At 71.9% G+C, this 23412-nt stretch carries 23 protein-coding genes; 12 read left to right on the plus strand and 11 right to left on the minus strand.

Going from position 1 to position 23412, the window contains the following annotated elements:
* Window positions 1–8: 8 nt before the first annotated feature.
* From AC4BGB_RS02215 to AC4BGB_RS02235, 5 genes are read right to left on the minus strand one after another with little or no spacing between them, the layout of a single operon-like run.
* Window positions 9–1763 (minus strand): ABC transporter ATP-binding protein, encoded by a 1755-nt coding sequence (locus tag AC4BGB_RS02215; protein ID WP_490544334.1) that lies wholly within the window; start codon window positions 1761–1763, stop codon window positions 9–11.
* A complete protein-coding gene (locus tag AC4BGB_RS02220) occupies window positions 1760–3466 on the minus strand; it encodes an ABC transporter transmembrane domain-containing protein (RefSeq protein ID WP_490544335.1) in 1707 nt (568 codons plus the stop codon). Before AC4BGB_RS02220 ends, AC4BGB_RS02215 begins: the two co-directional genes overlap by 4 nt.
* A 10-nt stretch (window positions 3467–3476) precedes the next feature.
* The gene (locus AC4BGB_RS02225; RefSeq protein WP_490544336.1) at window positions 3477–4274 is read right to left on the minus strand and encodes an ABC transporter ATP-binding protein; all 798 of its coding nucleotides are present in this window, start codon (window positions 4272–4274) and stop codon (window positions 3477–3479) included.
* Entirely contained in the window at window positions 4267–5361 is a 1095-nt protein-coding gene (locus tag AC4BGB_RS02230) for a FecCD family ABC transporter permease (RefSeq protein ID WP_490544337.1), read from the minus strand. The genes AC4BGB_RS02225 and AC4BGB_RS02230 overlap by 8 nt, the downstream gene beginning before the upstream one ends.
* On the minus strand, window positions 5358–6374 hold the full coding sequence (locus AC4BGB_RS02235) for a FecCD family ABC transporter permease (protein ID WP_490544338.1): 1017 nt from the start codon (window positions 6372–6374) through the stop codon (window positions 5358–5360). The genes AC4BGB_RS02230 and AC4BGB_RS02235 overlap by 4 nt, the downstream gene beginning before the upstream one ends.
* A gap of 56 nt (window positions 6375–6430) precedes the next feature.
* Between AC4BGB_RS02235 and AC4BGB_RS02240 the strand changes: the two genes are divergently transcribed.
* The 8 genes from AC4BGB_RS02240 (at window position 6431) to AC4BGB_RS02275 (ending at window position 14224) form a co-directional block, all read left to right on the plus strand.
* On the plus strand, window positions 6431–7420 hold the full coding sequence (locus AC4BGB_RS02240; RefSeq protein WP_490544339.1) for an ABC transporter substrate-binding protein: 990 nt from the start codon (window positions 6431–6433) through the stop codon (window positions 7418–7420).
* Window positions 7420–8289 carry a siderophore-interacting protein gene (locus AC4BGB_RS02245; protein ID WP_490544340.1) on the plus strand — a complete coding sequence of 290 codons (870 nt, stop codon included), beginning with the start codon at window positions 7420–7422 and terminating at the stop codon, window positions 8287–8289. The genes AC4BGB_RS02240 and AC4BGB_RS02245 overlap by 1 nt, the downstream gene beginning before the upstream one ends.
* Window positions 8290–8332: 43 nt before the next feature.
* On the plus strand, window positions 8333–8911 hold the full coding sequence (locus AC4BGB_RS02250; protein WP_490544341.1) for a DUF1707 SHOCT-like domain-containing protein: 579 nt from the start codon (window positions 8333–8335) through the stop codon (window positions 8909–8911).
* Window positions 8912–8921: 10 nt separating this feature from the next.
* Window positions 8922–9482, plus strand: a complete 561-nt coding sequence (locus tag AC4BGB_RS02255; RefSeq protein ID WP_490544342.1) for a DUF1707 SHOCT-like domain-containing protein — start codon at window positions 8922–8924, stop codon at window positions 9480–9482.
* A 155-nt stretch (window positions 9483–9637) separates the two neighbouring features.
* Window positions 9638–10312, plus strand: coding sequence for a class I SAM-dependent methyltransferase (locus AC4BGB_RS02260; protein ID WP_490544343.1), 675 nt, complete (start codon window positions 9638–9640; stop codon window positions 10310–10312).
* A 29-nt stretch (window positions 10313–10341) separates the two neighbouring features.
* Entirely contained in the window at window positions 10342–11910 is a 1569-nt protein-coding gene (locus AC4BGB_RS02265; RefSeq protein ID WP_490544344.1) for an alkaline phosphatase D family protein, read from the plus strand.
* Complete coding sequence (locus AC4BGB_RS02270) at window positions 11910–13166, plus strand: alkaline phosphatase family protein (protein ID WP_490544345.1); 1257 nt, start codon at window positions 11910–11912, stop codon at window positions 13164–13166. Before AC4BGB_RS02265 ends, AC4BGB_RS02270 begins: the two co-directional genes overlap by 1 nt.
* A 65-nt stretch (window positions 13167–13231) precedes the next feature.
* On the plus strand, window positions 13232–14224 hold the full coding sequence (locus AC4BGB_RS02275; RefSeq protein WP_490544346.1) for a YihY/virulence factor BrkB family protein: 993 nt from the start codon (window positions 13232–13234) through the stop codon (window positions 14222–14224).
* A 9-nt stretch (window positions 14225–14233) separates the two neighbouring features.
* On the opposite strand, the gene fadD8 is transcribed toward AC4BGB_RS02275, so the two are convergent.
* From fadD8 to AC4BGB_RS02290, 3 genes are all read right to left on the minus strand, one after another.
* Window positions 14234–15892: a fatty-acid--CoA ligase FadD8 gene (gene fadD8 / locus AC4BGB_RS02280; RefSeq protein WP_490544347.1), complete on the minus strand. Its 1659-nt coding sequence runs from the start codon at window positions 15890–15892 to the stop codon at window positions 14234–14236.
* 31 nt (window positions 15893–15923) lie between these two features.
* Window positions 15924–16325: an SseB family protein gene (locus AC4BGB_RS02285; RefSeq protein WP_490544348.1), complete on the minus strand. Its 402-nt coding sequence runs from the start codon at window positions 16323–16325 to the stop codon at window positions 15924–15926.
* Between the two features lie 99 nt (window positions 16326–16424).
* On the minus strand, window positions 16425–16826 hold the full coding sequence (locus AC4BGB_RS02290) for a hypothetical protein (protein ID WP_490544349.1): 402 nt from the start codon (window positions 16824–16826) through the stop codon (window positions 16425–16427).
* Window positions 16827–17021: 195 nt separating this feature from the next.
* Between AC4BGB_RS02290 and AC4BGB_RS02295 the strand changes: the two genes are divergently transcribed.
* Window positions 17022–17990: an MsnO8 family LLM class oxidoreductase gene (locus AC4BGB_RS02295; RefSeq protein WP_490544350.1), complete on the plus strand. Its 969-nt coding sequence runs from the start codon at window positions 17022–17024 to the stop codon at window positions 17988–17990.
* A gap of 52 nt (window positions 17991–18042) precedes the next feature.
* Here AC4BGB_RS02295 and AC4BGB_RS02300 read toward each other — a convergent pair whose 3' ends face one another.
* The 3 genes from AC4BGB_RS02300 to AC4BGB_RS02310 all read right to left on the minus strand — a co-directional run bounded on the left by AC4BGB_RS02300 (window position 18043) and on the right by AC4BGB_RS02310 (window position 19958).
* Window positions 18043–18399, minus strand: coding sequence for a methyltransferase domain-containing protein (locus AC4BGB_RS02300; protein ID WP_490544351.1), 357 nt, complete (start codon window positions 18397–18399; stop codon window positions 18043–18045).
* A gap of 71 nt (window positions 18400–18470) precedes the next feature.
* Entirely contained in the window at window positions 18471–18854 is a 384-nt protein-coding gene (locus AC4BGB_RS02305; RefSeq protein WP_490544352.1) for a hypothetical protein, read from the minus strand.
* A gap of 60 nt (window positions 18855–18914) precedes the next feature.
* A complete protein-coding gene (locus AC4BGB_RS02310; protein WP_490544353.1) occupies window positions 18915–19958 on the minus strand; it encodes an LLM class F420-dependent oxidoreductase in 1044 nt (347 codons plus the stop codon).
* 122 nt (window positions 19959–20080) lie between these two features.
* Between AC4BGB_RS02310 and AC4BGB_RS02315 the strand changes: the two genes are divergently transcribed.
* Genes AC4BGB_RS02315 through AC4BGB_RS02325 form a run of 3 tightly spaced genes read left to right on the plus strand, consistent with a single transcriptional unit; the run spans window position 20081 to window position 23412 of the window.
* A complete protein-coding gene (locus AC4BGB_RS02315) occupies window positions 20081–21142 on the plus strand; it encodes a Zn-ribbon domain-containing OB-fold protein (RefSeq protein ID WP_490544354.1) in 1062 nt (353 codons plus the stop codon).
* Window positions 21143–21172: 30 nt separating this feature from the next.
* Window positions 21173–22234 carry a thiolase family protein gene (locus tag AC4BGB_RS02320; RefSeq protein ID WP_490544355.1) on the plus strand — a complete coding sequence of 354 codons (1062 nt, stop codon included), beginning with the start codon at window positions 21173–21175 and terminating at the stop codon, window positions 22232–22234.
* On the plus strand, window positions 22234–23412 hold the full coding sequence (locus AC4BGB_RS02325; RefSeq protein ID WP_490544356.1) for a thiolase family protein: 1179 nt from the start codon (window positions 22234–22236) through the stop codon (window positions 23410–23412). Before AC4BGB_RS02320 ends, AC4BGB_RS02325 begins: the two co-directional genes overlap by 1 nt.

The following is a 23412-nucleotide window of genomic DNA, read 5'->3' on the forward strand; positions in this document are numbered from 1 at the left end:
CGGTCGGGTCAGCTGCCGCTCCAGGCCTTCCACAGCTCGGCGTAGAGGCCGTCGCGTCCCAGCAGCTCGTCGTGCGTCCCCTCCTCCAGGATCCGCCCCTCGCTCATCACCACGACCCGGTCGGCGCTCTGCGACTGGGTGAGGCGGTGCGCCACGACCAGGGCGCTGCGGCCCTTGGTCACGGCCAGGGCGGCCTCCTCGAGCACCCGGGCCCCGGCCGAGCCGGCCTCGGCGGTGGCCTCGTCGAGGACCACCACCCGCGGGTCGCGCAGCGCCACCCGCGCCAGCGCGAGCTGCTGGGCCTGGGCGGCGGTGATGCTGCGGCCGTGGTCACCGACCACGGTGTCGAGCCCGTCGGGCAGGGCCCGGACCCACTGCCAGGCGAGTGCCGTCTCCAGCGCCTCCACCACCTGCTCGTCGGTCGCGTCGTGCCGCGCCAGGGTGACAGCGTCGCGCACCGTCCCGGAGAACACGTGCACGTCCTGGCTGACCAGCACGACCTCGTCGCGGATCGAGCGTGGGTCCAGCTCGGCGTACGACCTGCCGGCGAGGGTGACGCCACCGCTCGTCGGCCGCAGGATGCCCGCGACCACCGCGGCCAGCGTGGTCTTCCCGGCCCCGGTCGCCCCGACCAGGGCCACCCGCTCGCCGGCTCGCAGGACGAGGTCGACCTCGTGCAGCACCGGTACGCCGTCGACGTACTCGTGCGTGGCGGCGGTGACCACCAGGTCTCCCGGCCTCTCCGTCCGGGGGCTGGCCGGGCCGCCGGGACGCTCCATCAGCGCGACGCCGGCGAGCCGGCTCAGCGAGGCACCCGCCGACTGCAGCTGGTCGAACAGCATCATCAGGGCGCCGATCGGGTTGAACAGCCGGTGGAAGTACAGCGCGGCAGCAGTCACCGCGCCGACCGTCACCGCGTCCGCGCGGACCAGGTAGAAGCCGGTCACCAGCACGGCGCCCAGCCCGAACAGCTCCGAGCGGTTGTTGCGCGCGCCGAACCGGGTGAGCAGGCCGAAGACGGTGATCGCGATGCTTGCGGCCGTCCAGGAGGTGGTGCGCACCTGGTCGAGCTGCTCCCGCTCGCGTCCGAACGCTCGCAGGGTGGTGGCTCCCTGGATGCCGCTGATCAGCACCTGGGCGCGCTCCCCCTGCGCGGCGCGCTGCTCGCGGTAGAGCGGGGCGGAGCGGGGCAGGTACCACCGCAGTCCCAGCAGGTACGACGGCGCCGCGACCAGGCCGGCCAGGCCCAGCCGCCAGTCGAGCGCGAACAGCCCGACCGCGGTGAAGCCGACGGCGACCGCGGACTCGACCATCAGCGGCACGACCTCCTTGATCGAGTCGGCCACCGCGCGCACGTCGTCACCGACCCGGGAGAGCAGGTCGCCGGCGCCGGCCCGCTCGAGCCGCTCCGCGTCGAGGTGCAGTGCCCGGTCGAGCACCCGCTCGCGCAGGGTCGCCAGTGCCGGCTCGGCGGCGCGGGCCAGGAAGCTCAGCGAGAGCGCGGAGGAGACACCGACGAGCACGGCGGAGCCGGCGATCACCGCGGCCATCACCAGCACGGAGTCGCTCTCACCGCCCGAGCGCACCTCGTCGACGATCAGGCCCAGCACCCACGGCGGGACCAGCCCGGCGAGCCCGCCCACGACGAAGGCCAGCACGCACGCGACCAGGGCGCCGCGGTGACGGCCGATCAGGGTGGCTGCGAGCCGGAAGGTCTCCCGCCGGCCGGCGATGGGAAGCAGGTCGCGGTCCGGGGCGGTCATCGCAGCACCAGCTCCCGGTACTCCTCGCGTGCGGAGAGCTCCGCGTGCGTGCCCTCGGCCACGACCTGTCCGCCGCGGACCAGCAGCACCCGGTCGGCCTGCGCCAGCAGCGCCGGGCTGCTGGTGAGCACCCAGGTGGTCAGCTCGCTGCCGGCCGGGTGCCGGACCTCGCGCAGGCCGCGCGCCATCCGGTGCTCGGTGACCGCGTCGACGGCGGTGGTCGGGTCGTGCAGGACCAGGATCGGCACCCGGCTGGCCAGCGCCCGGGCGTAGGCGATCCGCTGCCGCTGACCCCCGGAGTACGTCGCGCCGTCCGGCGTCACGGGTCGCTCCAGCCGGTCGGGGTGCAGGTCCAGGACATCGGTGACCGCGGACGCCTCGACCAGCCGGTCGAGCTCGTCCGCCGGAAGCGTGCCGTCCGGGTCGACGTTGGTGTGCACGGTGCCCTCGAAGAGGTCCACTCGGTGCGGCGCCACCGCGAGCACGCCGCGCCGGGCCTCGGCGCTGAGCTCGGGCAGCGGCACTCCGCCGAGCCGGACCGACCCGGCCCCGGCGGGCTCGAGGCCCTCGGAGAGCAGGCCGATCAGGGCGGCGGCGTCGGCGGGGTCCTCGGCCGCGATCCCGAGCAGCTCGCCGGGCCGGGACCGCACGGTGAGTCCGGCCAGGGACTCCGTGCGCACGTCGCGGAGCTCGATCACGGGCGGCACCTGCTCGACGGCGCGCTCCCCGGTGGCCACCAGCGGCGGCGAGCCGAGGTAGTCGACGATGCGTCCGGCCGAGGCGTGCGCGCCGGCGACCTCCGCGCTCACGTGGCCCAGCAGGGCGATCGGGCTGGCCAGGAACTGGGCGAGGCCGACGATCGAGATCAGCTCCCCGATGCTGATCGAGCCGTCGAGCCCCCGGAGGCCGGCGAGCAGGGCGACCGCGGCGAGGAACAGGGCGCTGAGCCCGTTGGTGAGACCGGCCATGGCGCCGTACGAGTTGGCGGTGCGGATGCCGGCGGCCCGGGCGCGGTCGCTCTCCACGCGGTAGCGCTCGCTGGCCACGTCCTCGGCGCCGATGCCCTTGAGGCCGCGCAGCCCGCGGACCAGGTCGGTGGCGACGCCGGCAGTGTGCGCGATGCTCGCCTGCTGGGCCGCGCTGCGCCGGGCGATCGCCGGGGAGACCACCTGGACCAGCACCAGCACTGCGGGGGCGCCGAGGAGCACGACCAGGCCGAGGACGAGGTCGATCCGGAGGAGCACCACCGCGCTGACCACGAGCGCGAGCACCGAGGCCAGGGCGTAGCCCAGGGACCTGATCGTGAAGCCGACCTGCTCGACGTCCGAGGTGGCCAGGGAGAGGGTCTCGCCGGCGAGCAGCCCGCTGCGGACACCCCTCGGGTCCAGCTCGCGCTCAGCGATCTCCAGCCGCAGCCGGTGCGTCTCCCGCTGCATGGCGCCGAAGCCGATCGCGGCGCCCCAGCGGTAGGAGTAGCTGAGCACGGCGAACAGCGCGACCAGCACGCCGATCCAGAGCAGGAGCTGCTGCGAGTCCCCCGTGCTCACGGCACGGTCGATGGTCACCCCGATCAGCACCGGGACCATCAGCTCGCACAGCTGCCACACGCTGAGGAGTGTCAGGTAGCCGAACAGGGGCCCGCGGGAACGCCGCAGCGCCCGCAGCATCAGCCGCGTCGCGGTGGCCGGTGACGCCTCAGTCATGGTGCTCGCCTCAGCCATGGTGGGCCGGGACCACGGTCGGGAGCCCGTCGACGGGGTCGGCGAAGACGTGGGCGCGCAGGCCGAAGACGTCGAGGAGGAGATCGCTGCTCATCACCTCGGCGGGCGGGCCCTGCGTGACGATCCGGCCCTGCTCCATCACCACGAGGTGGTCGCTGTAGCGGGCGGCCAGGCTCAGGTCGTGCAGCACCAGGACGATGGTGCGGCCGGTGTCCCGGCGCAGGCGTACGACGAGGTCGAGCACCTCGACGGCGTGGGCGAGGTCGAGGTGGGTGGTCGGCTCGTCGAGCAGCACGATGCCGGTCTCCTGGGCCAGGGTCATCGCGATCCACGCGCGTTGCCGCTGGCCCCCGGAGAGCTCGTCGAGGGGCGATTCGGCGAGCTCGAGCATCCCGGTGGCGGCCATCGCGCGCTCCGCGATCAGGTCGTCGGCGACCGACCACTGGCGGTACCAGGGCTGGTGCGGCTGTCTCCCCCGGGCCGCGAGGTCGCCCACCGTCATCCCCTCGGGTGCGACCGGCGACTGCGGGAGCAGCGCCAGCTCGCGGGCGACGTCGCGTGCGCGCAGCGACGCCATCGGGCGGCCGTTGAGCAGCACCCGGCCGTGCGCGGGCGGGAGGATCCGGCCGAGCACCCGCAGCAGCGTCGACTTCCCGCAGCCGTTCGGCCCGATCACGGTGGTCACCTGTCCGGGCGGGACGTGCAGGGTGAGGTCCTGGAGGACCGGCCGTGCGCCGTACCCGACCTCGATCGACTCGGCGACCAGCGGGGCGACCCGGGTCTCAGACACTTTCCCTCCGAACATGCTGGGTGAGCAGGTACAGCAGGTACGGCGCCCCGATGACGGCCGTGAGAATACCCACCGGCAGCTCCGCGGGCAGCCGCTGGGCCCCCAGGTCGGCGGCGAGCACCAGCGCCGCCCCGAACAGGCCACCTGCCAACGGAGTCGGCCCGGCTGTGCCGAAGAGGCGCATCGCCGCCTGCGGTGCGACGAAGGCCACGAACCCGATCGGGCCGGCGACCGCGGTGGCCGCCGACGCCAGCACCACGGCGACCAGCAGGCTGATCGCCTCGACCCGTCCCGCAGGGACGCCCAGGCTCGGCGCCACCTCGCGGCCGAGCCGCAAGGCTGCCAGGGACGAGGACAGGGCGGTGCAGGCCGCCACCCCGAGGACCACCACGGGGAGCAGCATCGCGACGTCGCTCATCCGGACACCGGCGAGCGACCCGGTGAGCCACCTGCTCGCCACCTGCGCCTCGACCAGCTCGGCTCGGGTGAGCAGCCAGGACACGCCGGCCAGGCAGATGGCGTTGACGCTGAGGCCCACCAGGATCAGCCGGAGTCCGTCGAACCCGGAACGCCACGACAGCGCCAGGATGATTCCGGTCGTCAGCAGGCCACCGACGAGGGCGGCGGGTGCCAGCAGCTGGCCTGCGTTCCCCTCGCCGATCGCCTCGATCACCTCCGGCCGGGTGACGAGCAGCACCGCGAACAGGCTCGCGCCGGCGGTGACGCCGAGGATGTCCGGGCTCGCGATCGGGTTGCGGGTGATCGACTGGGTCAGGGCACCGGAGGCCCCGAGCACGAAGCCCACCAGAAGCGCGCCCAGGGCCCGGGCAAGGCGGCGCTCCACCACGACGAGGTTCTCGATCCGGGAGCCGGCGCCCTGCAGCGCGGCCCACACCCGGTCGACCGGGAGGTCGAGGGTGCCGGTGAACACGGAGACCACCAGCAGCGCGACGACGAGGACGGTCAGGGCCGCGGTCGCGGCGACCCCGCGCCGCTTCACCCGGAGCCCGACGGGCCCGAGGGCCACCCCACGGCGGCGAGTCCGGTTCCGGGGACGGCGGTCCCGGCTCTCCAGCAGCGCGCTCACAGCGGCAGCAGCCTGCGACGACGGGTGAGCGCCAGGAGCACGGGTGCGCCCACGACGGCCATCACGATCCCGACCTGGAGCTCACCGGGGCGGGCGCTCACCCGGCCGATCGTGTCCGCGACCAGCAGCACGATCACCCCGACCAGTCCGGCGAACGGCACCAGCCAGCGCTGGTCGTGCCGGGTGAGCGCACGCGCGACGTGGGGGGCGACCAGGCCCAGGAAGGCGATCGGCCCGCACATCGCGGTGGCCGGCCCCGCGAGCAGGGTGATCGCCACGATGCCGGTGATCCGGCTGGCCCGGACCCGGGTGCCGAGCGACTGGGCCACGTCCTCCCCCAGCGACAGCGAGTTGAGCGAGAACGCGTTGCCCAGTGCCAGGGCAGACCCCACGGCCACCAGGCCCGCGACCGGGAGGAGCAGCTCGAAGGACCGGTTGGCGAGCGCGCCGACCTCCCAGAAGCGCAGCACGTCGAGGGTCTCGCGGTCCAGCAGCACCAGCGCGGAGGTGAGTGCGGCCAGGAGCGCCCCGAGCGTCGTACCCAGCACGGCGAGCATCACCAGGGCTCCGCCCCGCATGGCGCGCAGGCCGAGCAGGAACACCAGCGTGGTCACGGCCGCGGCGCCGGCCATCGCGGCCAGCACCGTCACCCCGGCGGACTGGACTCCGAAGCCGAAGACCATCACCGCGACCGCGAACGTGGCGCCCGCGTTGACGCCGAACAGGCCGGGGTCGGCCAGCGGGTTGCGGGTGTGCCCCTGCATCAGCGCTCCGGCCATCCCGAGCGCGAGTCCGGCCAGCACTCCGAGGGCGGTGCGGGGCAGGCGCTGGGAGGTGATCACGGTGGCGTTGTCGGAGTCCACGTCGGTGAACAACGCGGCCAGCACCTCGCTGAACGGGATCGTCCGGGTGCCCACCGCCAGGCTCAGCAGGATCGCGAGCAGGACCCCCGCCGCCAGGACCCCGGCCCAGTGCTGCAGACGCAACACAGGCACCCGGCTGCTGGAGGACATTAGGCGAGGCTAGCCTTAGCGCCCGTTCGAGCCAGAACTGCCCCGAGGAGACCTCCATGAAGTCCACCCACCGCCGCTCCCGCAGGGTCGGCCTCGCGGCCGCCGGCGTCGCCACCGCGATGCTCCTGGCTGCCTGCGGATCCGACGGGAACGCCTCCGAGGACACCCCCGCCGAGGAGTCGAGCACGCGGACGGTCAAGGACACCTTCAACGGCGACATCACCGACGTCCCCACCAAGCCCAAGCGGGTGGTGGCCCTGTGGCGGACCGGGTCCGAGCTCGCCGAGCTGGGCGTCGTGCCGGTGGGCGCGCTGGAGGGCGAGTTCCTCGAGGAGGAGCTCGGCATGGAGGCCTACGGCCCCGTCGCGGACGTGCCGACCGTGGGCACCACCGATGGTGTGGACGTGGAGAAGGTGATCGCGCTCAAGCCCGACCTGATCATCGGGATGGACAACAAGGGCCTCAGCATCGACTACGACGAGCTCCAGGAGGTCGCCCCCACCGTGATCCTGAAGATCGCCGAGCCGACCGACGTGTGGAAGAACTACCCCGTGGTCGCCGACCTCGTCGGAAAGACCACGGACTTCGAGGAGCGCGAGGCCGAGCTGGAGAAGAGCCTCAAGGCAGTCAAGGACGAGTACGGCGACGCGATCGCCGGCGCGCAGGCCACGGCACTGAGCGCCTTCGAGGGGAGCCTGCTGATCGACACCAGCAAGTCCCTGTCGTGGCAGCGGATCGACGCCGCGGGCTTCGGCTACAACCCGACGTACACCGCCGACCCCGAGCGCTACGTCGCGGAGGTCTCCCAGGAGAACGTCGCCAGCCTCGCCGACCAGGACATCATCTTCTACGACGCGAACCTCGACGGCTCCCCCACCGAAGGGACCGACAAGCTCCTCGAGGCCGCCTCCTTCAAGCGGCTGCCCGCGGTGAAGGCCGGCAACGTCTTCCCCCTGATCTCCGGGACCATCTACACCTTCGAGGCCGCCGCCAAGCAGGTCGAGAACCTGCGCACCGCCGCACAGAAGTACCAGCCGGCGAGCTGATGGCGGCGCAGGGCGAACGTCCCCGGGCCACCCTGGCCACCTGGGACATCAAGATCCGCCAGGTCGAGGTGCTGCGGCGCGAGCAGGTCACGCCCGGGATGCTGCGGCTCACCCTGGGTGGCTCGCAGATGGACGGCTTCGAGAGCCACCTGCCCGACGAGCACTGCAAGCTGGTCTTCCCCGACGCGGACACCGGGCTCACCCGAGCCCCCGTCCCCGACGGCGACCACCTGTCCTGGCCACGCCCGTTCCCCACCTGCCGCGACTACACGATCAGGCGGTACGACGCGGCGTCCGGCGAGGTCGACATGGACTTCGTCCTGCACGAGGGCGGCGTCGCGTCGACGTGGGCGCAGACGGCGGGGATCGGGAGCACCATCTGGCTCGCCGGGCCGCGCCCGTCGCGCTTGGTCCCGCCGGAGTTCGACTACCTGGTGATCGTCGGCGACGAGACCGCGCTCCCGGCGATCGGCCGCTGGCTGGAGGAGATGCCCGAGCACCAGCGTGGCGTGGTCGCGGTCGAGGTGGCCTCGGCCGCCGAGGAGCAGCCGCTGCGGGTGCCCGCCGGCGTCCGGCTCGCCTGGCTGCACCGGGACGGCGCCGCACCGGGGACGACGACGCTGCTGGGCGACTTCGTCCGCGACCTCGAGATCCCCGACGACGTGCAGCACACCTACGTGTGGGCGGGCGGCGAGGCGATCTCCCTCAAGCCGGTGCGCACCTGGGCGAGGTCGCGGGGCTTCGGCAAGGACGACAGCGACATCACCGGGTACTGGCGTCGCAACGTCACCCAGGACCAGATGGAGAAGCCGACCGTGCTGGAGCGGGTCGAGCACGCGGTCGCGCACCTGCTGCGTCGCGAGCACTAGGGACACCGGGTGTGGTGGGTCCACGAGCACCTAGGATCTCGCCATGGCTGGAGCGAACGTGTGGGACCGGTTCCCCCTGGACCCGCGCGCGGAGCAGCACGCACGGCTGCGCGCCGCCGACCGGGACCGCGACATCGTCAACGAGGTCCTCGGCTCGGCGTACGCCGAGGGCCGGCTCGCTCCCGAGGAGCTCGACGAGCGCAGCAGTGCCGTCGCCCAGGCCAAGACCCTCGGTGAGCTGCCGGCCCTCCTCGAGGACCTCGTGCTGCCGGGCGGACCCGCCGCCGCGCCCTCGTCGCGGCCCCTGGCCGGCCGCCGCGCCGCAGGCAGCGTGAGCCCGCACCATGAGCAGGCCGAGCGTCGCTACCGCGTGCTGCGGCTGGTGACGCTGATGGTGTTCCTGGTGCCCACGCTGATCTGCTGGGTGGTTTGGGGGACGCTGAATCTCTTCGACGCCGGCACAACGTTCCCGTGGCCGATCTTCCCCACGATGGGCACCTCCATCCCGTTGTTCGTGGTGCTGGCCGCGCACCGCGACATCGTGTCCGGGTCCGAGCACCATCTGGAACGACGCGAGATCCGCCGCCGCAACCGAGAGCTGCCACCGCCGCCGACGCCCTAGGCTGGTGCTCATGTCGGAGAGCATCTGGGAGCGGTTCCCCCACGACCCGCGCCGACCGGAGAACGCGGCGCTGAGGGCCAGCGACCACGACCGCGACCTGATCAGCGACGTGCTCTCCTCGGCGTACGCCGAAGGGCGGCTGACTCCGGCGGAGCTCGACGAACGCGGCACCGCGGTCGCGCACGCGAGGACGCTGGGCGAGCTCCCCGCCGTGATCGAGGACCTGGTGCCCGCCCTGGTGGTCCCCAAGCAGCTGGTCAGCGAGCGCCGGGCCGAGGCCGAGCGGCGCTACCGCCAGCAGCGGCAGCAGGCGCTGTTCTCGTTCCTCACCCCGACGCTGATCTGCTGGGCGGTGTGGATCGCCGTGCTGTTCAACGGCGGGGGCACTCCCTTCCCGTGGCCGCTGTTCGTGATGATCGGCACCGGGATGCGCTACGCGCAGCTGTCCACCAGCCGGGAGGACACCATCGCCGAGATCGAGCGCGACCTGGAGAAGAAGGAGCGCAAGCGCCTCGAGAAGGAGGGGAACCAGTCCCCCAGGGAGCTTCCCCAACAAGACGACCGGCCCTGAGCCGGGTCGCCGTTCCACTAGGAGGTGGGTCCGATGGACGTCCGCGATCTGGTGCGCAACCACTACGGCGGTGGTGACTGAGCGGGGCGGTCCTCGCGGCACTCGCCACCGCCGGCGTCGACGCCGACCACCTCCGCCCGGCGGACCTGTTCCCCGTGGACCAGCTGCACGCCGGGGGCGCAGCCGCGACCGAGCACGTGCTGAGCACGCTCGAGGTGCGGCCCGGCCAGCGGCTGCTGGACGTCGGTTGCGGGATCGGCGGCACCTCCCGGATGGCGGCGATGGCAGGTGCGCGGGTCACGGGCATCGACCTGACCCCGGACTTCGTGGAGGCAGCCACTGCGCTCACCGAACGCGTCGGGCTCTCCGACCGGGCCTCGTTCGTCGCCACCTCCGGTGAGTCGGCGCCGTTCGAGGAGGCCACCTTCGACGCAGCCGTGATGATCCACGTCGGGATGAACGTCCCCGACAAGGCCGAGCTGTTCGCCCAGGTCCACCACGTGCTCCAGCCCGGCAGCCGGTTCGCGGTCTTCGAGCAGATGCGTTCGGAGGATGGGGACCTCCCCTACCCGATGCCCTGGGCCGAGGACGAGCGGTCGTCGTTCGTCGAGACGGCCGATCAGTACGTCGCCCACCTGGAGGCCGCGGGCTTCACGATCGAGCAGGTCGAGGACCGTACGGCGTCGACGGCCGGCCCGCCGCCGACCGGCCCCATCTCCCCGGTGGTGGTCTTCGGCCCGGAGTTCGCCCGGCGCATCGGCAACAACGTGGCGGCGACCAGATCCGGGCTCCTGGCAGCCGTCCTGGTGATCGCGATCGCGCGACCATGACCTGAGGGACGTGCCGTCGTTGAGGTGGCATGTCCAACGCCTACTTCCCTCACGGCGTCGCGTCGGGAGACCCCACACCCGGCGCCGTGGTGATCTGGACCCGGGTCACGCCCACTTCTGCGAGCCGACCGGGATCCGGCGCCGGTCCCGACGTCGTCGTCACCTGGCAGGTCTCCACCAGCGCCAGCTTCAGCCGGGTCGTGAGCTCGGGCCGCGTCACCACCGGAGCCGCCCGCGACCACACGGTCAAGGTGGACGTCACCGGCCTGCAACCGGGACGCACCTACTACTACCGGTTCGGCTACGGACGCCGGTTCAGCCGGAGCGGGCGGATGCGCACCGCACCTGCGCCCACCTCCTCCCCCGCCAACCTGCGGTTCGGGGTGGTCTCCTGCGCCAACCTCCAGGCGGGCTGGTTCAGCGCGTACCGGCACCTCGCGGACCGCGAGGACCTGCACGCGATCCTGCACCTCGGTGACTACATCTACGAGTACGGTCCCGGCCAGTACGGCTACGGCCAGCAGGACGTCGACATCCGCAAGCACGAGCCGGCGCACGAGACGGTCTCGCTCGCCGACTACCGGCAGCGGCACGCGCAGTACAAGCTCGACGCCGACCTGCAGCGGCTGCACGCGAAGTACTCCTTCATCCACACCTGGGACGACCACGAGTCCACCAACGACGCCTACCGCGACGGCGCCGGGAACCACAACCCCGACGACGGCGAGGGCACCTGGTCCGCGCGCCGCGAGGCCAGCCACCGCGCGTACGACGAGTGGATGCCGGTCCGGATGAGCGGGACCGCGACCACCGGTGACGGCACCCAGCTCTACCGGCGGCTGCAGTTCGGTGACCTCGCCGAGATCAGCATGCTGGACCTGCGCACCTACCGAGACGTCCAGGTGGCGCACCAGCTGGACCCCGAGCAGGCGAACCCCGACCGGAGCATCACCGGGCGGGCGCAGCTGGACTGGCTCAAGGCCTCGTTGACCCGTCAGGTCGCGCAGTGGAAGGTCGTCGGCAACCCGGTGATGATCGCGCCGGTGACGTTCGTCGGCCTGCCCCGCAACCTGGTGAAGCCGGTCAACGACACGATCGGTCTGCTGCCCCCCGACGGCGTCGCCTACAACGTCGACCAGTGGGACGGCTACACCGACGACCGGCGCGAGGTCTTCGAGCACCTCCGCGACCACGGAGTCACCGACGCTCTCTTCATCACCGGGGACATCCACTCCGGCTGGGCGGCCGACCTCCCTGCCGAGAAGGCGACCTACCCCGGCACCCGCGACTCCGTCGGAGTCGAGTTCGTGGCCAGCTCGGTGACCTCGAACAACCTCAAGGACATCACCGGCACGCCGCGGCGCACGACCAGCATCGCGGTCGAGGGGATCATCAAGGTGAACAACCCACACATCAAGTACCTCAACTTCGACGACCACGGGTACTCGGTCCTCGACATCACCGCGAAGCGCGCGCAGATGGACTGGTACGTGATCGGCGACCGGGCCGTGCGCGGGACCGGCGCGACGTGGAGCGCGTCCTGGGCAACGAGCGCCGGGACCCAGACCGTCCGCCCGGTGAAGGGGCCGGTGGCGTGATGGGCACCGGACCCGTGCGGCTCGACCGCCGTACCCTGTTGAAGGTCGCCGGCACCTCCGGTGCGGTGACGACGTTCTCCACCGCGGCGGCGGCACCCGCGCGTGCCTCGGCCGGACGCAAGCGCGCCTACGTGCTGGTGATCGACGGGTGCCGGCCGGCCGAGATCGACGCGATGCCCGCGGTCGCGGCCCTGCGCGACGGCGGCACCTGGTACCCCGCCGCCCGGTCGCTGCCGGTGATGGAGACGATCCCCAACCACGTGATGATGATGACCGGCTGCCGCCCGGCCCGTAACGGGGTGCCGGCCAACAGCATCTACGACCGCACCCTCGGCGAGCTGCGCGACTGCGACCGCCCCGAGGACATCCGGGTCCCCACGATCATCGAGCAGCTGAACGCCTCGAAGCGGACGACCGGGACGGTGCTGTCCAAGGACTACCTCTACAACGTCTTCGGCACCCGGGCCACGCACCGCTGGGAGCCGTTCCCGCTGCTGCCGATCACCGACCACGCCCCGGACGCGGCCACGATGCAGGCGGCACTGACCATGGTCGAGAAGCTCGACCCGGACATGATGTTCGTCAACCTCGGCGACGTCGACCGGGTCGGTCACTCCGACCTGACCGGCACCACCCTCAAGCTGGCCAGGGCCGCCGCACTGGCCTCGACGAACCTCCAGGTCGCGCGGTTCGTGGCGAAGCTGAAGTCCTCGGGACGGTGGGCCTCCTCGATGATCATCGTGCTCGCGGACCACTCGATGGACTGGTCGCTGCCGGCCAACGCGGTCAGCCTCACCCACGTGTTCAAGGCCGACCCGAGCCTCACCGGCAACTACGTGATCGCCCAGAACGGGGGCGCGAACCTCGTCTACTGGACCGGGCCCGCCTCGGGCCGCACCGCCGGCCTGGGCTCGATGAGATCGCTCGCCCTCGCCACCGAAGGGGTCTTCCAGGCTCACCGCGTCGACCAGACCCCCTCGCTCGGGCTCGACTCCAAGGCCGGGGACCTCCTCGTCTACTGCAAGGCGGGCTGGCGGTTCACCGACCCGCTGCCGGTGAGCAACCCGATCCCGGGCAACCACGGCCACCCGGCGACCGAGCCGATCCCGTTCCTCATCGGCGGCGGCTCACCGGCCGTGCGCACCGGCGTGGCCCGCTCGGCGAGGGCGACCACCATGGACGTCGCTCCCACGCTGGGCCGCTACTTCGGGATCGCCGCACCCAGGACCGGCTGGGAGGGCGTCAGCCGGCTCTGAAACCGCGGCCGAGACACACCGGTGGTTGCGGCTGCTCCCGGGACCACCCACGTACCGTTTGTCTGGTGCCCGGGCCGCTGGATCGTGTCGATGCCTTCCAACGCCGTCGGCGCGTCGCCGGCTTCCCGCTCGCCGTGGTCTACAAGTTCTTCGACGACCAGGGCGGCTACCTCGCGGCGGTGCTGACCTACTACGCGTTCGTGGCGATCTTCCCCCTCCTGCTGATCGGCTCCTCCGTCCTCGGGTTCGTGCTGCAGGGCTACCCCGAGCTCCAGGAGGACATCTTGAACTCCGCTCTGGCGCAGTTCCCGATCGTCGGGGACCAGCTGGGCCGCCCCGAGGGGCTGCAGGGCAGCACCTCCGCGGTCGTGGTCGGCTCCCTGACCGCGTTGTACGGCGTGGTGGGGCTCGGCCAGGCAGCGCACAACGCGGTGAACGTCGCGTGGGCGATCCCGCGCAACAGCCGGCTGAACCCGATCGTGAGCCGGTTGCGCAGCCTGGTCTGGCTGGTGCTCGCAGGCATCGGCCTGGTCGTGGTCGCCCTGATCACCAGCCTGGCCGGCAACCTGGACGTGCTCGGTGTCGACCTGGGCGCCGAGATCGCGTGGGTGGTGGCCGCGGCGACCGTCGCCCTCAACGCGCTCGTGCTCTCGGTGATGATGCGGCTCTCCACCCCGCGCGAGGAACGGCTCCGCGACGTGCTCCCCGGCGCGACGACGATCGCCCTGCTGTGGCAGGTGCTCCAGGTCCTCGGCGGCGTGTACGTCGAGCAGGTGATCGGCAAGGCCAACCAGATGAACGCCGTGTTCGCGGTCGTCCTCGGGCTGGTGGCGCTGCTCTACGTCGCCACGGTGATCGCGATGATCGGGCTCGAGGTCAACGTGGTGCTCTCCAAGCACCTCTACCCACGCGCCCTGCTCACCCCGTTCACCGACGCGGTCCAGCTGACCGAGGCGGACCGGCGGGTCTACCGCGAGTACGCCCTCGCCCAGCGGCACAAGGGCTTCGAGCAGATCCAGGTCAGCTTCGACGACCAGCCCCAGCAGGCGGGCGACTGACCCGGGACCTCAGCCGACGCTGCGCTCCAGGGCACCCCAGTACTGCGCCCGCAGGGCCTTCTTGTCGGGCTTGCCGAGACCGGTCAGCGGCAGCGCGTCGGTGGCGATCACCTGCTTGGGTGCCTGCACGGCGCCCTTGCGCTCCTTGACCGCGTCCTTGATCTCCCGGACGACCTCGTCGGTGAGCTCGGCGCCGTCGCGGAGCACGACGATCGCGGTGACCGCCTCGCCCCAGCGCTCGTCGGGGAGGCCGATCACCCCGACCTGGGCGACCGCCGGGTGCTCGGCGACCACGTCCTCGACCTCGCGCGGGAAGACGTTGAAGCCGCCGGTGACGATCATGTCCTTGGTGCGGTCCACGATGTACCAGAAGCCGTCCTCGTCCTCGCGGGCCACGTCGCCGGTGTGCATCCAGCCGTCGTGGAAGGTGTCGGCCGTCTCCTCGGGCAGCTTCCAGTAGCCGCCGGCCAGCAGCGGCCCGGCCACGCAGATCTCCCCCGGCTCGCCGACCGGCACCGGCTGCCCGGACTCGTCGAGGAGCGCGGTGCGCAGCAGCGCGGAGGGCCGCCCGCAGGAGGAGAGCCGCTGCCGGTTCTCCAGCGAGTGGTCCTTGCGGGCCAGGTAGCTGATCGCCATCGGGGCCTCGGACTGTCCGTAGTACTGCGCGAAGATCGGGCCGAACCGCTCGATCGCCTCGGCCAGCCGCACCGGGTTGATCGCCGAGGCGCCGTAGTAGACCGTCTCCAGGGAGGACAGGTCGCGCGTGCGCGAGTCGGGATGGTCCATCAGGGCGTAGAGCATCGAGGGCACCAGCATGGTGGCGGTGATCTTCTGCTCCTCGATCGTGCGCAGCACCTCGGCCGGGTCGAAGCGCGGCAGCACGATCAGGCAGCCGCCCTTGATCACGGTGGGCACGAAGAACGCCGCCCCCGCGTGCGAGAGCGGGGTGCACATCAGGAACCGCGGCGACTCCGGCCACTCCCACTCCGCGAGCTGGACCTGCGTCATCGTGGCCATCGCCTGGCTGGTGCCGATGACGCCCTTGGGCTTGCCGGTGGTGCCGCCGGTGTAGGTGATCGACACGATGTGGTCCGGGGGCAGCAGCGCCGCCTGGAGCGGCTGCGGGGCGAAGGTCTCCGCCGCGGCGGCGAGGTCCTTGCCGACGTGCGCGAGCTCCTCGGGCACCGGCCCGATCGTGAGCACCTGGGTGAGGTTCGGGACCTTCTCCAGCAGCCCGAGCGCGCGTTCGGTGAACATCGGCACCGGGTCGATGATCAGCGTGGTGATCTCCGCGTCCTCGAGCACGTAGGCGTGGTCGTCGAGCGAGCCGAGCGGGTGCAGCGACGTACGCCGGTAGCCCTGGGTCTGACCCGCGCCGAGGATGAACAGCACCTCGGGCCGGTTCAGCGCGAGCAGCGCCGAGGGAGCGCCCGTGCCGGCGCCGAGCGCCTCGAACGCCTGCACGTACTGGCTGATCCGCTGCTCGACCTCCCCGCCGGTCAGGGTGGTGTCGCCGAGGAACATCACCGGCTTGCTGCGGTGCCGCTTCAACGCGGCGACCATCAGGTGCCCGTTGTGCGTCCCCAGCCGCATCGGATCCCAGGCGGTCGAGCCACCGTCGGTTGAGCTCGTCGAAACCACGTCCTCGTCCGGCAGCGCATCCGTCATGCCGCGAGACTAGAACGTGTTACAGAAATGATCAATCAGGATTGACGGGCGAGGCGAAGCTCGCCAGCGCGTGGACCGCCTCCGGCGGGAGCGTGAGCCCGTCCTGGCTGCCGGGGTCGATGGCCAGCCACAGGTCCTCGGCCGGCCAGTTGGCCGCGAGCTCGGCCACGGCCATCCGCACGGCCGGCTCGGGGTCGGCCCCGGCCGCCATCAGGGCCTCCTCAGAGGTGAACACCGGGACGTACTGCGTGCCGTCCTGCTCGATCACCGGGATGGCGATCGTCCCCTCGGGAAGCGTCTCGTCCTCGTCCATGCCGTCCTGGGGAAGCAGGGCGATGCTGGTCGCGATGCTCTGCAGCAACGCGGTGGCCTCGGCCTGCGTGGTCAGGGAGTCAGCGGAGACGTCCGCCGGCTGATCGTCGAAAGTGCTCATCGTCGTGCCTCTCGTCGGGTTCGCCGGAGCCCGTCACAGTCGGCCCCCGGGGGGAACGACCCACGGTAACGACGCCTCCAAGGAAGCGCGCCCCGGTCCTCAGCGCTGGACGAGAACGACCGCAGCGTCGGCAGTGTCGTCGTCCACCGCGTGCGCGGGCGACCAGAACACCGCGACGCAGATGTTGACGACCGTCAGCACCAGCAGCGTGGCCCAGATCCCGGTCGAGATGCGCTCCTTGCGCAGGTTCGCCATCGCGAGCACGAGGATGATCAGGCCGATGCCGAGCTTGACCCCCACCTTGGCGTGGTTGACGTCGGCGTCGAGGCCCTCGAGCACCCCGACGAGGAGTACGCCGGCGAGGAACGCCGTACCGGCACCGTCACGCACGAACCCCGTCACCTTCTTGTTGGGCTCCTTGGCCTGCACCACCAGTCCACCGAGGAGCACGGCGAAGCCGAGCAGGTGGACGAACAGCAGGACGAGGCGAAGGAAGTCCATGTCTACTCCAGAACATGTCAGGGGCGAGGGGAAGGCCGGCCAGGGGCGGCGCAAGAGGCCGTCGGAGCGGCCGCACGCGCCACACCGTAGCGGCGCCTCCGCCCGCACACACGCTCGGGGCGACCTTTGTGAACACGATCACAAGCCGCCGGGAGACGGGGGAAGCCTGAGCGATCTGCCACTGTTGGGCCCACTGTGAAGCTCTCCCTCCTCGACCGGTCCAGGGCCCGCGCCGGCCGCCCCGGGGCCGAGTCGGTGACCGGCACGGTGGAGCGCGCCGTCCGGGCCGAGGCGCTGGGCTACGACGGGTTCTGGGTGGCCGAGCACCACGCGGTGCCCGGCATCGGCTCCGGCTCCCCGCCCGTGCTCCTCGCGGCCATCGGCCCGCGCACCTCCTCGATCCGGCTGGGGTCCGCCGGGGTGATGCTCCCCCACCACCAGCCCCTCGTGGTCGCGGAGCAGTTCCGGATGCTCGACGCCCTCAACCCGGGCCGGATCGACCTCGGGCTGGGGCGTTCGCTCGGGTTCACGGCCCCGGTACGCCGGGCACTGCGACACGAGGAGGCCGAACCGGACACCTTCGCCGCCGACCTGACCGAGCTCCGCGACTACCTCGAGGGACGGGCCGAGGTCACCGTGCGGCCCGACACCGGCCGGGTCGTCCCGATGCACGTGCTCGCCACCGGCAAGGGGCTGGAGGTGGCCGCCGGTCTCGGCCTGCCCGTGGTCGTCGGCGGCCCCATCCTTGACAGCGACCACCTCGAGGACGCCCTGGCCGGCTACCGCACCCGGTTCCGGCCACACCACGGCAGCGAGCCCGCCGTCACGGTCTCGCTGGACGTCACCGTGGCCGACGACGACGCCACCGCACGCGAGCTCGCCCTGCCCGAGGCGTGGGCGATGGCCCGCGCCCGGCAGACCGGCGAGTTCCCTCCCCTGGAACCCGTTGCGAGCATCCGCGAGGCGCACTGGCCCGCGCAGGTGCGCCGCCGGGTCGAGGCCTCCCTGGACCGGGCCGTGGCCGGCAGCCCGGACACCGTGCGACGCAGGCTGGAGCGGCTCGTGGAGCGCTGTGCCCCGGACCAGCTGATGGCCAGCACGTCGACGTACGACCGGGAGGCGCTGTTCGCCTCGGACGCGCTCCTGCACGACCTCGCGCATTGACCCCGGTGTCCCTCGCCCAGGTCCGTCCTCCTCGTGGTAGGACCTCTTCTCGTCACAGGACCTCGCGCAGCGGATCCGCCGTGTCGAGGAAGATGCGCCCGCCGGGGACGAGCATCCGTCGCAGGCAGCCAAAGGCCTCCGCCTCGCGCGCCGGGTGTCGCCCGTCCAGCACACCGACCCGGCATGCGAAGGCGAGGTCGTAGGGAACCTCGTCGGGTGTCAGCGATGCCTCCTCGACAGCGACCGCCCGCACGCTGAGCAGCCCTGCCGCGATCACGTCGGCACAGGACTTCTCGGTCAGGGCGACACCCTTCGTGGAGCGATCGAGCACCAGGACGTGGCCACCGGGACCCACCCGCCTGGCCACCTCCCGCGCGGCCGCGCCCGGGGCGCCACCCACCTCGATCACCCGTTGCCCTGGACGCAGAGGCAAGGCGTCGACCACGGCCCGTAGGCGCGGTGACAGGTCGCCCGAAACCATCAGGGCCCTGCGTCGGCGGGCAGCGGCAGCCGGGTGACCCCGCCGAGCCGGCGGTGGAAGCGGACGTGCGACGCCCAGTGCGCCAGCTCGCGCCAGAGCGCCTGGTGGGCCGACCACGGCAACGGCTCGTCCCCGTCGCGCCAGGTGGCGCCGAAGCCGATCCACACCGGCGTCCAGTCCGCGGCGAGGTCCCACTCCCCACGCTGCTGGGTCACCAGCCGCCGCCGGAGCTGGAACGCCTCCCGCGGCCCGTCGGCCGAGATCGGCGCGGTGTGCACCGGCCACAGCCGCAGGTCCAGGGGCATCAGCGCCAGCTCGAGGTCCTCCAGCACGCACGGCTCGACCAGCACGGTCGCGACGTTCTCGTGTGGTGCGCGTCTCACATCGGCACGCTAACCCGTGACGCCGACGGCCGTCAGCCCCCCGAGGGATGAGAACGAGCCCTACGCCAGGGTCTCGGCCACCAGGCGCACCTCGTCGGGCGAGCGCAGGCTGAGCAGCAGCGTGGTCACGCCGGTCTCCTCCCACGCGGCCACGCGCTCGCGCACCTGGCCGGCGTCGCCGACGATGTGCATGTCCTCGACGAGGTCGTCGGGGATCAGCGCGGTGGCGCTGTCGCGGTCTCCGGCGAGGAACAGCTCCTGCACCTTCTCGGTGAGCTCCGCGTAGCCCATCCGGTCGAAGACGTTCTTGTGGAAGTTCTGCTCCTTGGCGCCCATGCCGCCCATGTAGAGCGCCACCGATGGCTTGAGCGCGTCGATCACCGCGCGGCGCTCCCCCTCGCTGTCGGTGATCTGCAGGTGGCAGGTCGCGGCGATCTCGAAGTCGTCGCGGGTACGCCGGGCGCCGGGCCGGGCGAACCCCTCGTCGAGCCAGGGCTGGTACATCCCGGCGCTCCGGGGCGTGTAGAAGATCGGGATCCACCCGTCGGCGATCTCGGCGGTCTGCGCGACGTTCTTGGGCCCCTCGGCGCCGAGCCAGATCGGGATGTCCGCACGCAGCGGGTGCACGATCGGCTTCAGCGGCTTGCCCAGCCCGGTGGAGCCCTCACCGTTGTACGGCAGCGGGAAGTGCGGCCCGTCGTTGGTCACCGGCGCCTCGCGGGCCAGCACCTTGCGGACGATGTCGACGACCTCGCGGGTCCGGGCCAGCGGCTTGGCGAACGGCTGGCCGTACCACCCCTCCACGACCTGGGGACCGCTGACGCCCATCCCCAGCACCACCCGGCCGCCGCTGAGGTGGTCCAGGGTGAGCGCGTGCATCGCGATCGAGGTGGGGGTCCGTCCGGACATCTGCACGATCGAGGTCCCCAGCCGCACCCGGCTGGTCTCCCGGCCCCACCAGGCCAGCGGGGTGAACGCATCCGACCCCCAGGCCTCGGCGGTGAAGATGGAGTCGAACCCGGCGTCCTCGGCCGCGGCGACGAGCTCCCCGACCCCCGCCGGCGGCTGTGCGCCCCAGTACCCGAGCTGCAGTCCCAGCTTCATGCGTCTCCTCGCGTCGTTCGGTGGTCGAGCTGTCCTTGGGGTGGTTGAGCTGTTCCCGTGGTGGTTGAGCCTGTCGAAACCCGCCTTGCTCGCAAGACTAGAACGTGTTTCACTTTCGGGCCATGACCACCGCCCCAGTCTCCCGCACCCTGCACGCCCCGATGAAGGTGGAGTTCGACTACACCCGATCCCTGGGCCCGGTGCTCTCGCAGTTCATGACCGGCCTGCGCGACCGGCGGGTGATCGGTGGCGTCCTCTCCGACGGGACCGTCGTGGTCCCCCCTCCGGAGTACGACCCGTCCACCCACCAGGCGCTCTCCGAGCTCGTCGCGGTGGGTGACGAGGGCGTCGTACGCAGCTGGTCGTGGGTGCCGGAGCCGGTGATGGACCAGCCGCTGGACAAGCCCTTCGCGTTCGCGATGATCCAGCTCGACGGCGCGGACGCGCCCCTGCTGCACGCGGTCGACGTGGACTCCCCCGCCGCGATCGAGACCGGCATGCGCGTGCGGGTGCGCTGGGCCGACGAGACCGTCGGCCAGATCACCGACATCGCCTGCTTTGAGCCCGTCGCCGGACTCGACGGAGTCGAGGACGGCGCTGGCGGGCCAGATCGAGCGCGACTGCAGCCGAGGCACGAGGCTGCAACGGAGCAGTCGAGATCCGGTGAGATGTCCAAGGAGCCCACCACCACTCCCACCCGCGACCCGGTCACCCGCATCGTCAGCCCGGTGCGGCTGGCCTACGAGTACGCCGCTTCCCCGGAGGAGTCGAAGTTCTTCCGCGGCCTCGCGGAGGGGCGGATCCTGGGGCAGCGCTGTCCCACGTGCGGGAAGGTCTACGTGCCGCCGCGCGGGGCCTGCCCGGTCGACGGGGTGCCGACGACCGACGAGGTCGAGCTTCCCGACAAGGGCACCGTCACGACGTACTGCATCGTGAACGTGCCGTTCCTGGGGCAGAAGATCAAGCCGCCCTACGTGTCGGCCTACGTGCTCCTCGACGGCGCGGACATCGCGTTCCTGCACCTGATCCTCGACGCCGAGGCGGACGAGGTGCGGATGGGGATGCGGGTCGAGGCCGTGTGGAAGCCGCGCGACGAGTGGGGCACCACGATCGAGAACATCAGCCACTTCCGTCCGACCGGGGAGCCCGACGCGGACTACGAGACCTACAAGCAGCACCTCTGATCCCGAGCTGCCCCGAAAGAGGTATGGCGTATGCGTGACGTTGCGGTCGTGGGGTTCGCCCAGCGACAGATGAAGGAGATGGACGGGTCCCCCACGTGCGTGGAGATCCTCGTCCCGATCTTCGCCGAGCTGTTCGAGCAGACCGGGTGGACCAAGTCCGACATCGACTTCTGGTGCTCGGGCTCCAGCGACTACCTGGCCGGGCGCTCGTTCTCGTTCGTCTCGGCGGTGGACGCGATCGGTGCGCTGCCGCCGGTCAACGAGTCGCACGTGGAGATGGACGCCGCGTGGGCGCTCTACGAGGCCTGGGTGAAGATCCAGACCGGCGAGGTGGACACGGCCCTGGTCTACGGGTTCGGCAAGTCCTCGGCCGGCGTGCTCCGCCGGACGCTGGCGATGCAGCTCGACCCGTACACGATGACCCCGCTGTGGCCCGACACCGTCTCCATGGCGGGGATCCAGGCGCGGCAGGGCATCGAGCAGGGGCTGTGGGACGAGCGCGCGATGGCCGAGGTCGCCGCACGCTCGCGCAGCTCGGCGGAGGGCAACGAGTACGCGATCCGCAAGGGCGCCACCACCGCCGAGGACCTCCTCGCCCAGGAGCTGTACGCCGACCCGCTGCGCCGCTCCGACTGCGCCCCCGTCTCGGACGGTGCCGCGGCGATCGTGCTCACCACGGCGGAGGCGCCCGGCTTCGACAAGGTCGCGGACCGCGCCGCCTGGATCACCGGCTTCGAGCACCGCACCGACCAGCTCGCGCTCGGCACCCGTGACCTGACCCGCTCCCCCAGCGCCGCGCTGGCCGGCTCGGCCGCCGGCGCCCACGCGGTGGACACCGCCGAGCTGCACGCCCCCTTCTCGCACCAGGAGCTGATCCTGCGTCGCGAGCTCGGGCTCACCGAGGACGTGACGATCAGCCCCTCGGGCGGGGCGCTGTGTGGCAACCCGATGTTCGCCTCGGGGCTGATCCGGATCGGCGAGGCAGCCAGCCGGATCTGGTCCGGTGAGTCCCAGCGGGCGCTGGGCCACGCGACCTCGGGGCCGGCCCTGCAACAGAACCTCGTCTGCGTCATGGAAGGACGTGGCAACTGATGGGTCTCGACAAGCGCACGCTGGCCGCCGTGATGGGGGTCGGGCAGACCCACCACCGCGCCAAGCGCGAGGACGTCTCGATCGCCGGCCTGCTCCGCGAGGCGATCGACCGGGCCCTCGAGGACGCACAGCTCACCTTCGACGACATCGACGCGGTCGTGGTCGGCAAGGCGCCGGACCTCTTCGAGGGCGTGATGATGCCCGAGCTCTACCTCGCGGAGGCGCTCGGCGCCGTCGGGAAGCCGTTGCTGCGGGTGCACACCGCCGGCTCGGTGGGCGGCTCCACCGCGATCGTCGCCGCCTCGCTGGTGCAGGCGGGACTGCACGAACGGGTGCTCACCGTGGCGTTCGAGAAGCAGTCGGAGTCCAACGCGATGTGGGCGCTGTCGATCCCGGTGCCGTTCATCATGCCGGTGCACGCGGGCGCAGGCGGCTACTTCGCGCCGCACGTCCGCTCCTACATCCGTCGCTCCGGCGCGCCCACCCACGTCGGCGCGATGGTCGCGGCCAAGGACCGGCAGAACGCGCTGAAGAACCCCTACGCGCACCTGCGCAACGACAAGACCACCGTGGAGACGGTGCTGGCCTCACAGATGCTGTGGGACCCGATCCGCTTCGACGAGACCTGCCCGTCCTCCGACGGCGCCTGCGCCATGGTGATCGGCTCCGAGGCGGCCGTGGACGCCTCGGCGATCGGGAACCCGGCCTGGATCCACGGCACCGTGATGCGCTCGGAGCCGACCACCGCGGCCGAGCGCGACCAGGTCAACCCGCAGGCGGGCCGCGAGGCCGCCGCCAAGCTGTGGAAGCAGACCGGGATCACCAACCCCTACGACGAGATCGACTGCGCCGAGATCTACGTGCCGTTCTCGTGGTTCGAGCCGATGTGGCTGGAGAACCTCGGGTTCGTGCCCGAGGGCGAGGGCTGGAAGGCGACCGAGCGCGGCGCCACCGCGCTCGACGGCGACCTCCCGGTCAACATGAGCGGCGGGGTGCTCTCCTCCAACCCGATCGGCGCCAGCGGCATGATCCGCTTCGCAGAGGCGGCGCTGCAGGTGATGGGCGAGGCGGGCGAGCACCAGGTCGACGGTGCGAGGAAGGCGCTCGGGCACGCCTACGGCGGCGGCTCGCAGTTCTTCGCGATGTGGGTCGTGGGCTCGGAGAAGCCGACCAACTGA

It is taken from the genome of Nocardioides sp. Z30_9, from assembly GCF_058215735.1.

Bases quoted from the DNA above. Each gene is read 5' to 3' on its own strand.
- AC4BGB_RS02215 (WP_490544334.1), bottom strand. From the start codon at position 1,763: ATGACCGCCCCGGACCGCGACCTGCTTCCCATCGCCGGCCGGCGGGAG.
- AC4BGB_RS02220 (WP_490544335.1), bottom strand. From the start codon at position 3,466: ATGACTGAGGCGTCACCGGCCACCGCGACGCGGCTGATGCTGCGGGCG.
- AC4BGB_RS02235 (WP_490544338.1), bottom strand. From the start codon at position 6,374: ATGTCCTCCAGCAGCCGGGTGCCTGTGTTGCGTCTGCAGCACTGGGCC.
- AC4BGB_RS02240 (WP_490544339.1), top strand. From the start codon at position 6,431: ATGAAGTCCACCCACCGCCGCTCCCGCAGGGTCGGCCTCGCGGCCGCC.
- AC4BGB_RS02245 (WP_490544340.1), top strand. From the start codon at position 7,420: ATGGCGGCGCAGGGCGAACGTCCCCGGGCCACCCTGGCCACCTGGGAC.
- AC4BGB_RS02250 (WP_490544341.1), top strand. From the start codon at position 8,333: ATGGCTGGAGCGAACGTGTGGGACCGGTTCCCCCTGGACCCGCGCGCG.
- AC4BGB_RS02255 (WP_490544342.1), top strand. From the start codon at position 8,922: ATGTCGGAGAGCATCTGGGAGCGGTTCCCCCACGACCCGCGCCGACCG.
- AC4BGB_RS02265 (WP_490544344.1), top strand. From the start codon at position 10,342: ATGTCCAACGCCTACTTCCCTCACGGCGTCGCGTCGGGAGACCCCACA.
- AC4BGB_RS02270 (WP_490544345.1), top strand. From the start codon at position 11,910: ATGGGCACCGGACCCGTGCGGCTCGACCGCCGTACCCTGTTGAAGGTC.
- fadD8 (WP_490544347.1), bottom strand. From the start codon at position 15,892: ATGACGGATGCGCTGCCGGACGAGGACGTGGTTTCGACGAGCTCAACC.
- AC4BGB_RS02285 (WP_490544348.1), bottom strand. From the start codon at position 16,325: ATGAGCACTTTCGACGATCAGCCGGCGGACGTCTCCGCTGACTCCCTG.
- AC4BGB_RS02290 (WP_490544349.1), bottom strand. From the start codon at position 16,826: ATGGACTTCCTTCGCCTCGTCCTGCTGTTCGTCCACCTGCTCGGCTTC.
- AC4BGB_RS02310 (WP_490544353.1), bottom strand. From the start codon at position 19,958: ATGAAGCTGGGACTGCAGCTCGGGTACTGGGGCGCACAGCCGCCGGCG.
- AC4BGB_RS02315 (WP_490544354.1), top strand. From the start codon at position 20,081: ATGACCACCGCCCCAGTCTCCCGCACCCTGCACGCCCCGATGAAGGTG.
- AC4BGB_RS02320 (WP_490544355.1), top strand. From the start codon at position 21,173: ATGCGTGACGTTGCGGTCGTGGGGTTCGCCCAGCGACAGATGAAGGAG.
- AC4BGB_RS02325 (WP_490544356.1), top strand. From the start codon at position 22,234: ATGGGTCTCGACAAGCGCACGCTGGCCGCCGTGATGGGGGTCGGGCAG.